At 70.1% G+C, this 14749-nt stretch carries 14 protein-coding genes; 5 read left to right on the top strand and 9 right to left on the bottom strand.

From position 1 onward, the window contains the following. Positions 1 to 34 precede the first annotated feature (34 nt). Complete coding sequence (locus ABZX12_RS12710) at positions 35 to 859, bottom strand: alpha/beta hydrolase (RefSeq protein ID WP_355692562.1); 825 nt, start codon at positions 857 to 859, stop codon at positions 35 to 37. A gap of 185 nt (positions 860 to 1044) precedes the next feature. On the opposite strand from ABZX12_RS12710, the gene ABZX12_RS12705 reads away from it, so the two are divergent. Continuing rightward, on the top strand, positions 1045 to 4290 hold the full coding sequence (locus tag ABZX12_RS12705; RefSeq protein ID WP_355692561.1) for a BTAD domain-containing putative transcriptional regulator: 3246 nt from the start codon (positions 1045 to 1047) through the stop codon (positions 4288 to 4290). Here the strand turns inward: ABZX12_RS12705 and ABZX12_RS12700 are convergent. After that, positions 4276 to 5217: a WYL domain-containing protein gene (locus tag ABZX12_RS12700; RefSeq protein ID WP_355692559.1), complete on the bottom strand. Its 942-nt coding sequence runs from the start codon at positions 5215 to 5217 to the stop codon at positions 4276 to 4278. The two genes, ABZX12_RS12705 and ABZX12_RS12700, sit on opposite strands and share 15 nt — an antisense overlap. Before the next feature lie 64 nt (positions 5218 to 5281). On the opposite strand from ABZX12_RS12700, the gene ABZX12_RS12695 reads away from it, so the two are divergent. Further along, positions 5282 to 6148 (top strand): DinB family protein, encoded by an 867-nt coding sequence (locus tag ABZX12_RS12695; RefSeq protein ID WP_355692557.1) that lies wholly within the window; start codon positions 5282 to 5284, stop codon positions 6146 to 6148. On the opposite strand, the gene ABZX12_RS12690 is transcribed toward ABZX12_RS12695, so the two are convergent. The 5 genes from ABZX12_RS12690 to ABZX12_RS12670 form a co-directional block, all read right to left on the bottom strand. Then, complete coding sequence (locus ABZX12_RS12690) at positions 6114 to 7538, bottom strand: wax ester/triacylglycerol synthase family O-acyltransferase (RefSeq protein ID WP_355692555.1); 1425 nt, start codon at positions 7536 to 7538, stop codon at positions 6114 to 6116. The two genes, ABZX12_RS12695 and ABZX12_RS12690, sit on opposite strands and share 35 nt — an antisense overlap. Before the next feature lie 26 nt (positions 7539 to 7564). Continuing rightward, entirely contained in the window at positions 7565 to 8347 is a 783-nt protein-coding gene (locus ABZX12_RS12685) for a hypothetical protein (protein ID WP_355692553.1), read from the bottom strand. A 10-nt stretch (positions 8348 to 8357) separates the two neighbouring features. Continuing rightward, positions 8358 to 8828: a CoA-binding protein gene (locus ABZX12_RS12680; RefSeq protein ID WP_355692552.1), complete on the bottom strand. Its 471-nt coding sequence runs from the start codon at positions 8826 to 8828 to the stop codon at positions 8358 to 8360. Positions 8829 to 8842: 14 nt separating this feature from the next. Beyond that, on the bottom strand, positions 8843 to 9559 hold the full coding sequence (locus tag ABZX12_RS12675) for a DUF4342 domain-containing protein (protein WP_355692550.1): 717 nt from the start codon (positions 9557 to 9559) through the stop codon (positions 8843 to 8845). A gap of 217 nt (positions 9560 to 9776) precedes the next feature. After that, entirely contained in the window at positions 9777 to 10610 is an 834-nt protein-coding gene (locus tag ABZX12_RS12670) for an AraC family transcriptional regulator (RefSeq protein WP_355692548.1), read from the bottom strand. Positions 10611 to 10680: 70 nt separating this feature from the next. Here ABZX12_RS12670 and ABZX12_RS12665 point away from each other — a divergent pair, with 70 nt between their 5' ends. Beyond that, positions 10681 to 11415: a phytanoyl-CoA dioxygenase family protein gene (locus tag ABZX12_RS12665; protein WP_355692547.1), complete on the top strand. Its 735-nt coding sequence runs from the start codon at positions 10681 to 10683 to the stop codon at positions 11413 to 11415. A gap of 52 nt (positions 11416 to 11467) precedes the next feature. On the opposite strand, the gene ABZX12_RS12660 is transcribed toward ABZX12_RS12665, so the two are convergent. Together ABZX12_RS12660 and ABZX12_RS12655 are read right to left on the bottom strand one after the other, a co-directional pair. After that, complete coding sequence (locus ABZX12_RS12660; protein WP_355692545.1) at positions 11468 to 11884, bottom strand: VOC family protein; 417 nt, start codon at positions 11882 to 11884, stop codon at positions 11468 to 11470. A gap of 190 nt (positions 11885 to 12074) precedes the next feature. After that, positions 12075 to 12740: a CGNR zinc finger domain-containing protein gene (locus ABZX12_RS12655; RefSeq protein ID WP_355692543.1), complete on the bottom strand. Its 666-nt coding sequence runs from the start codon at positions 12738 to 12740 to the stop codon at positions 12075 to 12077. 48 nt (positions 12741 to 12788) lie between these two features. On the opposite strand from ABZX12_RS12655, the gene ABZX12_RS12650 reads away from it, so the two are divergent. Beyond that, positions 12789 to 13991 carry an MFS transporter gene (locus ABZX12_RS12650; protein WP_355692541.1) on the top strand — a complete coding sequence of 401 codons (1203 nt, stop codon included), beginning with the start codon at positions 12789 to 12791 and terminating at the stop codon, positions 13989 to 13991. After that, positions 13966 to 14709, top strand: a complete 744-nt coding sequence (locus ABZX12_RS12645; protein ID WP_355692539.1) for a fructosamine kinase family protein — start codon at positions 13966 to 13968, stop codon at positions 14707 to 14709. Before ABZX12_RS12650 ends, ABZX12_RS12645 begins: the two co-directional genes overlap by 26 nt. Positions 14710 to 14749: the final 40 nt, after the last annotated feature.

Here is a 14749-nt window from a genome sequence, read left to right as displayed (position 1 = left end):
CTATCGGAGCGCGCCCGGCGGCGCCTTCCACCCCTCAGGACGTGATGAACTCCAGCAGATCCGCGTTGATGACGTCGGCGTTCGTGGTCGGAATGCCGTGCGGCCAGCCGGGGTAGGTCTTGAGCGTGGCGTTCGCGAGGATCTCGACGGCCCGCGGCGCGGTACTGCGGTACGGAACGATCTGGTCGTCGTCGCCCTGCATGACCAGGACCGGCACGCTGATCTTCTTCAGGTCGTCGGTGTAGTCCTCCTGGGCGAACGCGTCGACGCAGTCGTACTGAGCCTTCGCCGAGCCCATCATGCCCTGGCGCCACCAGTTCTGGATCACTGCCTCGGACGGTTCGGCACCCGGCCGGTTGTACCCGTAGAACGGCCCGGCGGCCACCTCGCGGAAGAACTCCGACCGGTTCGCCGCGATTCCCTGCTTGAGACCCGCGAAGGCCTCCGGCGGCTGGCCGTCAGGGTTCGCGTCGGTGAGCTGCTGCGACGGTACGACGGAACTGATCAGCACGACCTTGCCCACGCGGCCCTCGCCGTGCCGCCCGAGGTAGCGCACCACTTCACCCCCGCCGGCCGAGTGACCGACGTGCACGGCGTCGCGGAGATCGAGGTGGGCGACCAGCGCGGCGAGGTCGTCGGCGTAGTGGTTCATGTCGTGGCCCTCGGAGACCTGGGCCGACCTTCCGTGTCCCCGGCGGTCATGCGCGATGACGCGGAAGCCCTGGCCGAGGAAGAACAGCATCTGGTTGTCCCAGTCGTCGGCCGACAGCGGCCAGCCGTGGCTGAACACGATCGGTCGCCCGGATCCCCAGTCCTTGTAGAACAGTTCCACCCCGTCGGGGGTCGTGATCGTTGCCATGGGTGTTCTCGCCTTCTCGCTCGACCTGGTCCGCGTGCAGTCACCCCGGGGCGGGAGCGCGCACGCCACATCCGACGGTAGGGATCCGCAGTTGACGGTCAGTGGATTTGCAGTGGATCGCTGGCTGGAGCGTGACTCCAGCCTCTAGAGTTCGACTTGACCGAAGCCCGTAAAGGAGGCCGGGCATGACGGAGACGCTCCTGCCTCGAAGCGCCGATGGAGAACCTTCGGGGCACTTCGCCTCGCTGAGGCTGCAGGTCCTCGGACCGTTGCGGGTCTGGCACGAAAGCGTCGAGGTCGCCCCCGGTCCACGCCAGCAGGCCTACCTGCTCGCGCTGTTACTGGCTCGCGCCGGGAGGCCGATCGGCGCCGGCGAGCTCATCGAGCTGATCTGGGGCGACAAGGAGCCCGCCAGCGCACTCAATGTGCTCCACAAATACGTAGGCTTGCTGCGCCGCCTGCTCGAGCCCACCCTGCGACCGCGGGAACCGAGCGCCTACCTCGTGCGGAGCGCCGACGGCTACCTGTGCACCGCCGGTCCGGAGGTTCTGGACCTCGCGCGCTTCCGGCAACTCCTCAGCACGGCTCGCGTGACCCGCGGGCAGAACCGCGAAGCAGCCGCGCTCGATCATTACGTCGCCGCGCTGGAGCTGTGGAACGGCCCGGCCGGAGGGAGCGCGGCGCAGCACGGCCCTGCCGCGATCCCGATCTTCGCCGGGCTCGACGACGAGTTCTTCGCTGCCTGCGTCGAGGCGTCGGAACTCGCGAACTCCCAGGACCGGCCCGACCGGGTGCTGCCGGCACTCCACCTAGCCTCGACCATGGCTCCGTTGCACGAACCGGTGCACGCCGGCCTCGTCCGCTCGCTGTGCGCTGCCGGCCGGCAGGCGGAGGCGCTCACGGCGTACGACCTGATCCGTCGCCGGCTTGCGGACGACCTCGGAATCGACCCCGGTGCGGCGTTGCGGTCGGCCCAACGGCACGTGTTCGAGCAGCGCCCGGAGACCGGTCCGCGACCCGCGCCGCCCTCCCTGCGGACCGTGCCGGCCGCCGCGGACCTCGATCGTCAACTGGTTGGCCGAGCGGAGGAGTTCGACCTGATCCGGGGTGCTGTCGAGCCGGCCCTGGAGACTGGGACGGCCGTCGTCCTCCTCGAAGGTGAGCCCGGCATCGGGAAGACGAGTCTCCTCCACGAGGTTGCCCGCCACGCCCGGCATCGAGCAGCGCACGTGGTGTGGGGGCACGGCCTCCAGGGCGGCGGCGTTCCCGCCCTGTGGCCGTGGGTCGAGATCGTCGGGGGCCTCCTCGACACCAGACCGGCGGCCCGTCGCGCGGAGTGGCTCGCCGGCGATCTCGGTCATCTCCTCGGATCCCGGGACGCCGCAGGGGCGGCGCCACCGGTCCCGGACGACCGCGCCCAGTTCCGGCTGTTCGAGCAGGTCGTCGGGGTGATCTCCGAATCAGCGTCCGAGCATCCCGCACTGATCGTCCTCGACGACCTTCAGTGGGCGGACCTTGCCTCGTTGCAGCTGCTCGAGCATGTCGTCGCCCGGCTTCCCGCCGGCACGGCCGTGGTCGCGGCCCTGCGTAACCGGGATCCGTCACTCAGCCTCGAGTTGGCCCGGGTGCTTGCCGCCGCCAGCCGGATCCCAGGTCATCGCCGGGTCCTCGTCGGGCCGCTCGCCGAACCGGACGTCGCCGAGCTGATGCGACGCGAGACGGGCCACGTGCCCGCGGTGGAAGTCTCCCGCGCCGTCCATGCCCGTACGGCCGGCAACCCGTTCTTCGTCCAGGAGGTGGCGCGGCTGCTCAGCGACGACAGCACCGTCACCGAGGAATCCGTGGTGCGCAGCGGTGTGCCGCTGACCGTCCGCGACGTGGTGCGCGACCGCATGGCCGCGCTGGACCCCGGCGCTCAGGAGCTTCTCCAGACGGCCGCGCTCGCAGGGCGCAGTGTCGAACTGGTGCTGCTCACCCGGATCGCCGGCGCAGACGTGGCGACCTGTCTCGAGCGGCTGGAACCCGTCCGCGAGCTCGGCCTCGTCGGTCCCGCGCCGGGAGACCCCTTCACCTACTGCTTCACCCATGACCTCGTCCGCGAGGCGGTCTGCGAGGCCATCCCACCCGGACGTGCCGCGTCGGTGCACCGGGCAATCGCCGACGCGATCGAGGCGGTGGGCCCGAGTGACGAGTCGTTCGCCGAACGGACGGCGCACCATCTCTGGGAGGCTGGTCCGCTCATCGAACCGGCGCGAGCCATCTCCGCCCTGCTCCGCGCCGGAGCCCGGGCAACGACGAAGACCGCGCTCCGCGACGCCGAACGTCACCTTGTCCGGGCCGTCGAGCGCGCCCGCGGCGCGGCCCTGCCCGAGCTCGAACTCGAGGCGCTGACCCGGTTGATCGCGGTGGCCGGGATGCGCTCCATGTACGGCGCTTCCTCCGTTCACCTGCTGGAGCGGGCGGAGGCGGTGGCGAAGACCCTCGGCCGCGAGCGCGAGGCCGCGAGCTTCCTGTTCTCCCGGTGGACGGCTCACGTCCAGGGCCTGGACCTCGAACGCAGCTGTGTGCTCGCCGATCGCCTGCTGAAGCAGGGATCGACGTCCCGGGATCCGGTGGTCCGCGGCTACGGAGACTCCGCCTGGGGAATCCAGCAGTGGCACCTCGGACGCATCGGAGCGTCGTTCCGCCATCTGACGGCTACCGCGTCGCACGCGCCGTCCGACGATCACACCCCCGACCAGGTGCGCGACGGACTCCGGCTGCTGACCACGGCGATACTTGCCGAGATCTCCGCGTACCACGGGAAGTCTTCCGAGGCACGAAAACTCCTGGACGCACTCGTCGCGGCCGCAGGCGACGATGCGTACGCGACCACCGTCGCGACGAGCATCGCTGCCCGGGCCGCCTGCGTCGTCGGCGACCCCGAGTGGGCCTTGCGCGCCGCGGACCGTGGGATCGCGGCGGATCCACACTTCTCGTTCGGCTTCCTCGGCACCTATCTCCGCCTGGCGCGATGGTGGGCCCTGGCGATGAGCGGTCACGATCCTGGTGCAGCCGCGGACGAAGCGGAGCGGCTGGTGGTGGCCAACCTGACGAACCCCGTCCGATCCTGCGTCTCCACTTGGTACGCGCTGCTGGCGCAGATGCGCCTGGCGGCCGGCTCCCCCGGCGCCGCCGCGGTTGCGCTCGACCAGGCCGACAACTTCCGGGACCGCTATGGCCAGCGGTCCGCGGACGGCCTGCTCCTTCTCGTCCGGGCCGAGCTGGCGAAGGAGATCGCCGGCCCGGATGCCGCCGTACGCCTGGCCGAGCGGGCCCGCGCCGTGGCGAGGCGGCAGGAGGCGTACCTGTTCGTGCAACGCGCCGACCACTTCCTCGCCGGCCTCACCAGGAGCACCGATCGGGCCGGTCGGGAGCTAGGAGTTCAGTAGCCGCCGGCCGTGCTCGTGTACGGCCGTGCGGAGTTCCGGCGGGTCGAGGATCTCGAACGGCCAGCGGATGCGCAGAGTCTGGGCGATCAGCGGCCCGAGGTCGTTGGCCGCGAAGCGGAGTTCGCAGGTGGTCGCGTCGATCGGGTCGACGACGCCTTCGCGGGCCGGGAAGACCTTGCGCACCGTGTCCGCATCCGCCTGGACGCGGATCCGGGCGACGATGTCCCACGGCGCCACCCCGGTCCCCTCGGCCACCAGGGCGATCGGGTCGGGCGGGTTCTCGAACCGGTAGCGCGCGCCGGTCAGCACCGGGTCAGCGATCCGGTCGACGCGGAAGGTTCGCCAGGCCTGCCGGTCGCGGTCGCGGGCGACCAGGTACCAGCGGCGGCCGGTGTGAACGATCTGAAGCGGCTCGACGCTGCGCTCCGACTCGTCGCCGGCGTGGGTGCGGTACCGGAATCGGATCCCCTCGACGTCACGGCAACCGGCCGCCAGGGTGACCAGGACCTCGCCGTCGACCGTCGGCAACTCCCCCTGCGGCAACTGACTGGTGTGCGCGCCGATCGCCGCGACCTGCTCACGCAGCCGCGCCGGCAGCACCTGATGAAGTTTCGCCAGCGCCGAGATGGCCGCCTCCTCGACGCCCGACACGGTCGTGGTGGTCGCGACGCGCAGCCCGACCGCGATCGCGACCGCTTCCTCGTCCTCGAGCAGCAGCGGCGGCAACCGCCCACCGGGTCCAAGCCGGTAGCCGCCACCAATCCCGGCCTCGGCGTCGACGGGGTACCCGAGTGACCGCAGCCGAGTGACGTCGCGCCGGACGGTCCGGGGCGTGACGTCGAGCCGGGCCGCCAGGTCGGCGCCGTCCCACTGCGGGCGGGACTGGAGCAGTGAGAGCAGTCGGAGCAGGCGGGCCGCGGTGTCCATGATCTGTTCATTCTGCCTCGACCTGCGGACCGATCCTGTCCGCAGGTCGTCCTACGGTGAGGTCATGACCACGACACTGGAGAACTTGCTCGACCTGTCCGACTTCGCCTGGCAGCGACTGCGCGACCGGGTGGCCGGGCTGACCGACGAGGAGTACTTCTGGGAGCCCTTCGAGGGTTGCTGGACGGTGCGGAAGACCGACTCGGGCTTCGCGGCCGACTGGGCCTGGATCCCACCCGAGCCTGCGCCGTTCACCACCCTGGCGTGGCGGATCACCCACATCGTCGACATCCTGCAGGAGGACCGCACCGCCACCTGGCTCGGGCACCAGCCCGCGGACGACGACGGCCAACCCCCGGTACCGGCGTCGGCGGCGGAGGCCGTCACCGCACTCCAGCACGCGTACGACGTATGGCGCCGACGGCTCGCGGCGTTCAGTCAGGACGACCTGGATCGCCCCCTGGGTGAGATTGCGGGCCCGTGGGCGGACCACGACGGTACGGCGTTCGTGCTGCACATCCTCGACGAGCTGATCCATCACGGCGCCGAAGTCGGGACCGTCCGCGACTTCTACCGGGGCGTGCGCGCCGAGGACCCCTTCGCCCCCGCCCTGGCCGGCGACGTCACGCCCGCCGACCGGCCCGCTCTGCTCGCCGAGGCCGCCGCCGCCCAGCGCTGGGACGTCATCCCGCGACTCGCCGAGCTGGGCTTCGGCGTCAACGAACGCACACCGAACGGCGTCACCGCGGCCCACCTCGCCGCGGGCACCGGATCCCTCGGCACCCTCCGCTTCCTCGTCGACCACGGCGCGGACCTGTCCCTGACCGACCCCCGCTTCAACGCCGACGTCCTCGGCTGGGCCACCTGGTTCAAGCAGTCAGAGGCAGCCCAGTACCTCACGGCACGAACGCGCTCCGAGAGCGATACCTGAACTCGCGCGGCGGGATCGCGGTCGCGAGCGACCGGGCGAGGGCGTCGAGGGTGTCGTGGACGCCTTGGGTGAAGATCTCCAGGTCCGGACAGCTGTCCCGGTCGGCGGCGGCGGTGACGTTCAGTTGGCCGGCGTACGACAGCGCGGCGACAACCAGCGTCAGATTGCCCATCGGCGGCATCAGGGGGAACGTCTCCAGCAATCGTGCGCCGGCGAGATAGAGCGGCACCGGCGGGCCAGGGACGTTGCTGACCACCAGATTCACCGACCGCTGCCGCGGGAACATCCGGTACCAGGCGCGTTGCCCCGCGACGAACCGGAAGATTCCACTACCGGCCTCAGGACGTGCCTCGTGCTTGCGCGCGGCGGTCTCGGCAGCGATCAACTCGAGCCGCCGGACCGGGTCGGACTCGCCGACCGGTAGCGGAACCATCATCCAGCCAGGCTTGTTGCCCTTGGTCTGGGCAGGACCCTCCTGGCGCTGGGAGATCGTCACCATGGCGCGCTGTACCAGGCCGTCGACGTCCTCACCGCGGCTTGCCAGCAGTCGGCGCAGCCCGCCTGCGACGGCCGCCAGGATCACGTCGTTGACCTTAGCGTGCTGGACGTGGGCGATCTGCTGAGCAAGGTCGAGTCGGCCGCGTACGACGGACAACCGGCGCTCGGCACCGACCGGTTGGTTGAGGCTGGTCTGTGGAGCAGGCTGCTCGGTGAGGACCTCACGCCACGCCGGCAGGGTGCGTCGTACCTGCTGCACCGTCCGCCGCGGATGGACGACGCCGGAAACCCCGCGAGCCAGCTCCTGCCCGCGGCGGTACAGGTTGTCGCGCAGCAGCTGGCCGGCCGACGGGATCGGCCTCGGCGTCCACGGCGGTGCTACGGGCGTGGACGCATCGGCGCTCAGGTCGAGCAGCGCCGCGAAGGCAGCCATCGCTGCGGGCCCGTCCGCGAGGACGTGGTGAACCTTCAAGAACGCGCCCATGCGCTGCTCCGGCAGGCCGGGGAGCAGCCAAAGCTCCCACAGCGGCCGGTCTGGATCCAATTTGGGCCTGGCCAGTTCCTCACACGCCGGCAGTAGTTGGGATTCGTCGGCAACCGCGCGGACCTTGACGTGGTCTGCGAGGTCGAAGGAGGGGGCGTCGACCCACAGCGGCCAGCCCAACCCCAGCCGCGGCCGGTACAGCACCTGCCGGAATCGAGGAACGAGCTGCAGTCGCGGCTCCAGGTGCCGGCGGACCGTGTCGACACGGACGCGGCCCTGCTCGTCGAGCAGGCTGGCGCCGTCGACGACGGCGAGTCCGCCGATGTCGGTGGACCAGCCGTAGTCGTCCCACAGCAGCAGGAACAGGTCCGACGCTCTGATCCGTTCAAGGTGACGTGTGCGGGCCATGTCGCAACGCCCCCTCTTCTTGTCGTCTACACGGCCAGGGCCGCTTCGAGTCCCTGGACGAACGAGTACACCGCGAGACCTCCGGCGTGCTTCGTCCCCAGCTGCCTGAGCTCGTCCGAGACCTGACCGAAGGCCGTCATGCGGTGGTCGTAGGCGTACTTCTCGAAGAGAACAGCCCGCGCCGCCATGACATGCAGGTTGTGCTCGATCAGCCCTTCGCCGCTCTGGTAGGCCTCGTGGACCTCGCACTCGGTTCCTTCTGCGTTCACGAACCAGTCGTAACGGACGGTGTGCGTGTCCAGCTCCCGTGTCAGCCGCAGGAGCTCGCCCGCCTGCGTCTTGAATCCGTCCGCCTCGCCGGGACGGATCTTCAGCCGAGCGTGCACTTCCAGATGAGCCGTGTCTGCGTCCTTCCTCCTTGCGAACCCGGTCGCAGCCGTTGCCGGCGACTGGATTCCGTTCAGGAACGAGAAGACGGCCGGCGCCGCTCCCGTGCGCGCCTCGACCAAGTCAACGCAGTCTTGCGAAACCTCGCCGTACAGAGCCGATCGATGGTCGTAGGCGTAGTCGCGGAAGAGGATCGTCCGCGCCGCCATGATGTGCGTGTTGTGCTCGGCCAGTCCGTGTTCGTCCGTGAACAGCTCGTGGACCTCGCACTCGCTGCCGTCCTCGTTGACGAACCAGTCGCAGCGGAGGGTGTGCGTGTCCTGCTCCCGGGTCAGCCGGAGGATCTCGGCCGCCTGGGCCTTGATCCCCTCGAGCTGACCTGGGCGAACCTTGAGGTGAGCGATGACTTCCAGGTTCGCCATGACCTCCTCCTCAGACGTTCTTCGGTACGTGGCTCCGGAACATCAGCCGCATGACCTTGTGGCCGAAGTCGGACGTCGGGTCGAACATCAGCGGGCATCCTCCGTCGATCACCGTGATGCCGTGCTGCCGCCCGTACTCGGTGGCGGCCGTCGAGACGCTGCCCTCACCGGGACCGCGGTGCATCCACACCTGGGTGATCCCGAGCTCGGCGCACTCGCGCACCGTCTCCTCGGCCCTTGACGGCGCCGTGGCGATGACGACGGCGTCGACCCCTCCCGGGATGCTCTTCAGGTCGTGGTAGCAGCGGTCGCCCTCGACCGAGTCGGCGTTCGGGTTGACGGCGTACACCTGGTAGCCCCGGTCCCGCAGACGCTTGTACACGACGTTCGAGCCGTGGTCCTTCGGCTTGCGCGATACACCTGTCACCGCGATCCGCTTGTTCGCCAGGAACGCGGATGCTGCTTGCTGCATTGTCGGCATTTGTCGTCCTCCCGTCATGCCGTACCGGAAACCCCGAGCGGCGACAGACCGAGTTGCGCCGCGACGGCCGCGTTGTCGTAGTACAGGTTGTCGAGCACGACCTTGCCGTCGCGGACTCGTACCAGTTCCATGCCTTGTACCTCGATGCGCTTGCCGGTCGGCGGCAGCTCGGTGCCGTCGGGCAGCGTGACCGGACCGGTGTGTGTCCCGACGAACACGAACTCGTCCGCGAACGCGTCGCCGTCCTCGACGTAACTGGTGTAGCGGTGGGCGAGGTCCGAGAACGAGCCGAGTTCCTTGGCCAGGCGCTCGCGGATGGCGCTGCGCCCTTCGAAGAAGCCGTCGGGCATCAGCTGGACGGCGTCCTCGGCGTACAACTCCATCACGCCGTCGAGATCGCCCTTGTTGTACCTCTCGATGTACTGCTCGAGGAGCTCTCTGTAGTTTCCTGTGGCTGCCTCTCGTCCTGTCGAGTTCTTGGACTCCCGTTCGACTTCGATCGAGTAGTCCGCTGCGTACGCGGCGACGGCACCGATCGCGGCCACCGTCGGAGCGACGAGGAATCCGACCACGCCGACCGTCACCGGTACCTCGATCACGGGCTTGCCGTCGGAGTTCTTGATGATGATCCGGCGCACGTTGCCTTCGTGGACCAGTTCCCTGACCTTCTCCACGAGGTGTCCGCCCTTGACGTCGATCTTCTCGGTCGTCGTCGTGACTTGCTGACCCATGGTCGTCACCTCCGCACCTGTGTCTCAGGGGCGTCGCCCTACTCAACGCATGCTGGTCTCCGGGATCGCTTCGAGGCAGGGCCGAACGGCACCTTTCACCAGCTCGCCGACAGGCCGCTCGGCTCGGCCACAGAGGTCCGTCGCCTCTGTCCGCGAGTGCGGGCACGGGGATGAAATGGGCGTCGCGTGCCTTCGCCGTCGACCGGCGACGAGTTCGTCAGGGGACGAAGGCTCGTTGGGAGCGGTGCCGGAAGGCCCGGGGCGAGAGGGCGTGGGCCGTGGTGAAGCAGCGGGTGAAGTACGACTGGCTGCCGAAGCCGCAGCGGGCGGCGATGCTCGCGACCGTGGCGTTTGTTGCTGCCAGCAAGGATGCGGCGTGTTCGAGGCGGAGGTCGGTGACGAACGCGGTCGGGGTGACTCCGTACGCCACGCGCAGCGAGCGGGACAGGTGGGCGGGGCTGACGCCGGCGAGCTTCAGCAGCCGCGGTACGCCGCCACGGAGGTTGTCCTCGGCGCGCATCGCCGTACACGCCTTCGCCAGCCAGTCGGGTACGCCGGGGCCTGCTGTCTCGTCGTCGGGTGAGACCAGCTGGAGCAGGTCGATCCAGAACCGCAGCAGGTCGTAGGGGCCGGGCGCGTCCTGGAACCGCTCCAGCGCGTGCTCGAAGACCGCGATCGCCCCCGTCCCGCGGAAGGCCACCGGCCGGCGCGCCGACGCCCAGCTTGCCGTCGGGTCGGTCCGGGTCAGGTCCAGGAACCCCTGCCAGGCCGAGCTCGGGAACGCGACGTTCACGAACTCCAGGCCGTCCGGCGCCGAGCCGCGGACGGCGTGCCGGTCGCTCGGCCTGATCAGGAGCACCTCGCCGGGACGCAACTGCTCCACGCCGGTGGTCAGCAGGTGCTCGCCGCTGCCGGACACGATGCCCATGAACTCGTGGAAGTCGGCATGGGTGTGCAACTCGGTGTCCCGGGCCCGGGCCGGGATCCGCACGCGGGCCGCGTGGTACGGCCGGCCGAACGCGTGCGCCTCGAACCGCAGGATCTGCTCCACATCAAGACAGTACAAATTCCTGTCGCACCGCTGCTAGTCCCCCGGTCCGCCGGACCGGCACGCTGAAGGCATGTTCGAAACAGACGGCTACGTCATCTTCCGCGACGTCATCGACCAAGACCTGATCAAGGAAGTGAACGATCATGTCGAGTGGCTGCAGGCCCGGCACCCCGAGGTCCGGCCCGAGCAGCTCGGACACGTCTACCTGCGCGACGACCCGTTCTGGGTTCGGCTGGTCGGCGACGACCGGCTCGTCGACATCGCCGAGAAGTTCATCGGACCGGACATCGCCCTGTTCGCGTCGCACTACATCTCCAAACCGCCGTACTCCGGCCAGCCGGTGCTGTGGCACCAGGACGCGGCGTTCTGGCCGCTCGACCCAATGGAGGTGGTGACGCTCTGGCTCGCCGTCGACCACTCGACCCCGGAGAACGGCTGCGTCCGGGTGATTCCGGGAAGCCATCGCTCCGAGGTGGCCGGGATGCGCGACAACACCGAGGTGGAGAGCGTGCTCGGCAAGGAGATCGCGGTCGAGGTCGACGAGACCCAGGCCGTCGACATGGTGCTGGCCCCGGGCGACGTCGAGGTGCACCACCCGAACATCGTGCACGGCAGCAACGCCAACGCGTCGCCCTACCGGCGCTGCGGGCTGACCATCCGCTACATCCCGACGTCGACCAGGATCACCGACCCGGAGACGCCGTACCCGAGCGCCTTCCACCTGCGCGGAGAGCCGGGGGTGAACAGCTACCAGCCGCGGCCCGCGTACGTCGAGGGCCGGCACTTCCCGTTCAACGGCGCCTGAGCCCGGACAGGCGAAAGGGCCCGCCCCCGAGAGGACAGGCCCTTCCGACGACTTACTCGAGGCAGATCCGGAACGGGTGTCCCGCCGGGTCGGCGTAGATGCGCCAGCCGCGCGCGTTGTCGGCGGGCGGTGGGTCGAGCGGGTCGAGCGGCTCGGCCCCGAGAGCGACCACGGTGGCGTGACCGCTCGAAAGGTCCTCGACGATCAGGTCGAGATGGAGATCCTGCGCGTCGGTGCCGGGCCACGTGGCCGGCACGTACTCCTCCGAACGCCGGAAGGCCAGCGTCGAGAACCCCAGCGAGGACCCCGGGCCGGTCAGGCTCCGCCAGTCCTCGTCACCGTTCTCGTCGATCTCCAGCCCCAGCAGCGCCGAGTAGAACTGGGCGAGCTCGAGTGGGTCCGGGCAGTCCAGAACCACCGAGCCGAGCCGCCCGGCAGTACTGCCCGGCTGCTCTGCCACCTGCGTCATCTGTCCTCCACTTTCTGGTACGTCAGCCTGCCCCTGGTCCCGGGGCAGGTGCGGGCAGGGCCCTCTGGTCGGAAGGCCCGGCCGCCTACGATGACAGGTCGCGGGGACAGTTCGCATCTTTCGACACGCGTTCTCGCCGACTGAGCCGATCGCTGACAGTGAAGAGACGACTTCTCTACCACCGAAACCGCTAGACACCGGTAGCACGCCGGCGCTCGCCGAGCTTGCGGATCTTGGCCCGCGTCCCGCAGTCCTCCATCGAGCACCAGCGCCGGGAACCGTTGCGGCTGCGGTCCAGGAACAGCCAGCCGCAGCCGCCGTCGTCGACCGGGCAGGACCGCAACTGGCGCAGCTCGACGGTCCGGATCAGCTCGACCGCCGCGACCACCAGCCGATCGGGGATCAGCTGCGCCGGCGACGTCCCGACCACCAGCTCGGCGATGCCGCGATCGCGGGCCGGGTCCGGGATCAGCATCGACCGCGCGGCCGCCGCCGACCAGCGCAGCATCAGCCGCTCGAAGGCGGAACCCTCGCTCTGCTTGACCCCGTCGGGCGCGATCACCGACCGCGCGGCCCGCGGCGCCAGTACGTCGTACGTCGCCTCGCGGATCTCGAGCGTCGCGTTCAGCGCCTTCACGGCCAGCTCCGGCGCCGAGCGCCAGGTGCCCTCGACGGCGCTGAAGTCGCGCAGATCGATCAGCCCGCTCCGGCGGCTCCAGGCGAGCAGCTCGGCGGGCGTCGTGAGGTGGTCGAGCTCGGCCGCACCGCCCCGGGTGCGCGGGCTGACCGTGTTCACGAGGTCGAGGGCCGGGTGGCCGCCCACGATGCGATATTCCCCGCGAAAACTGTCGGTCATGGATGAGACGCTACCACTGTCCGACATTTTACCGGGATCAGGTGACCCATGACTCTCTCGTCCCGCCGAGCCGGCGCCGCGCTGGCGTTCCTCGGCGTCTCGACCTTCTCGTTCGTGACCATCGAGGTCCTCCCGATCGGTCTGCTGACCGTGATCGCGGACGACCTCGGGCGGTCGCGTTCGCAGGTCGGCCTCCTCGTCACCGGGTACGCCGCTGTCGTCGTGCTCGCGTCCATCCCCCTCGCCCGGCTGACCCACCACCTCCCCCGCCGGCTGGTGCTCGCCGGCACCCTCGGGGTCCTCACCGTCGCCACCGCGCTCTCCGCGGCCGCCCCGTCGTACGAGTTGCTCTTCGCCGCGCGTCTCGTGATCGCCCTCGCGCAGGCGCTGTTCTGGGCGATCGCACCGCCGATCGCGACCAGCCTGTTCCCGCCGGAGCTTCGCGGCCGGGTGGTTGCGCGGCTCGCGATCGGGACGGCGCTGGCGCCGATCCTCGGCATCCCGCTCGGCACCTGGCTCGGCGAGCAGGCGGGCTGGCGGGTGCCGTTCGTGGTGATGACTGTGCTCGGCGCGGCCGCCTGCGCCGGGATCGCCGCCCTGCTGCCACGCGCCGAGGTGCAGGACAGCCCGTCCCGCCGGGGCACCTCCCCCGACCTGAGGCGGTATGGCGTCCTGCTCGTCACCTGCGCCGTCGGTGTCACCGGGTTCCTCACGTTCAACACCTACGTCACGCCGTTCCTGCTGGACATCTCCGGGTTCTCGTCCGACGTGCTCGGTCCGATGCTGCTGGCCAGCGGCGCCGGCGGCCTGGCCGGCACGCTGATCGTCGGCCGCGTGCTCGACCGGTACCCGTGGGGCACGACCGTGGCTCCGCTCGGGGTGATCGCGCTCGGCCTGTTCGGGTTGTACGCGCTGGGACAGGTGCAGGCCGTGACGGTCGCTCTGATCGCACTGATCGGTCTGGCCTTCAGCGGATTCGCCGTCGCCGCCCAGAGCCGGACCCTTCAGGTTGCCCCGGGCAGCACCGACATGGCGTCTGCCGGGACGAGTTCGGCGTTCAACGTGGGCATCGCCGCCGGCGCGTTCGTGGGCGGTGCCCTGATCGACACCACGACCGTGCGCGCGGTCGCGCTCGTCGGCGGCCTCCTGGCCGCCGCCGGAGCCCTGGTGATGCTGAGCGAGCCGCTGCTGGTCCGGCGCCGGTCCAGCGTGCCAGAGTGCGCCCATGACCTTTGTGAAGAGCCGGCCTGACGCACCTGCGGGCTTCTTCGAGGTCGAGGCCGCGGGCCTGCGCTGGCTGGCCGTCCCTGGCGGCGTTCCGGTGGCTGAGCCGCTCGACGTTTCTCCCACCCAACTGACAACAACCCGGTTGCAGGACGCTCCGCCGACCGAGTCCGACGCCGAGGACTTCGGCCGGCGGCTGGCGGTCACACACGACGCCGGCGCGCGCTACTTCGGCGTACCGCCGGACGGGTGGTGCGACGACGGCTACATCGGCACGATCCCACTGCCCCACGCCTCGGAGCCCATGACGTCATGGGGCGAGTTCTACGCCAACCTGCGCCTGCGGCCGTATCTGCGGGCCGCTCGCGACGAGGGCATCAACCTGGACGACGTCGAGCGGGTCTGCACCCGGCTGGAGGCAGGTGCGTACGACGATCCTTCCGACGAGCCGTGCCGCATCCACGGCGACCTGTGGTCCGGCAACGTGCTGTGGACGCCCGACGGCGTCCACCTGATCGACCCGGCCGCGCACGGCGGCCATCGGGAGACGGACCTGGCAATGCTCGCGCTCTTCGGGCTGCCGCGGCTCGATCGCGTCCTGCACGCGTACGACGAGGCCCACCCGCTCGCGGACGGCTGGCGGGACCGGATCGGGCTGCACCAACTGCATCCGCTGTTGGTGCACGTCGTGCTCTTCGGCGGCAGCTACGTGGCGCAGGCCCTCGAGCTCGCGCGGCGGTATTGAAGCCTCTTGACGTAAAGCCGCCGCCCGCGAACACTCTCGA

Source organism: Kribbella sp. NPDC003505, assembly GCF_040610875.1.
Lineage (GTDB): Bacteria > Actinomycetota > Actinomycetes > Propionibacteriales > Kribbellaceae > Kribbella.
Note: the sequence above shows the minus strand (reverse complement) of the source record. Positions and strands in the feature narration are given on the sequence as shown.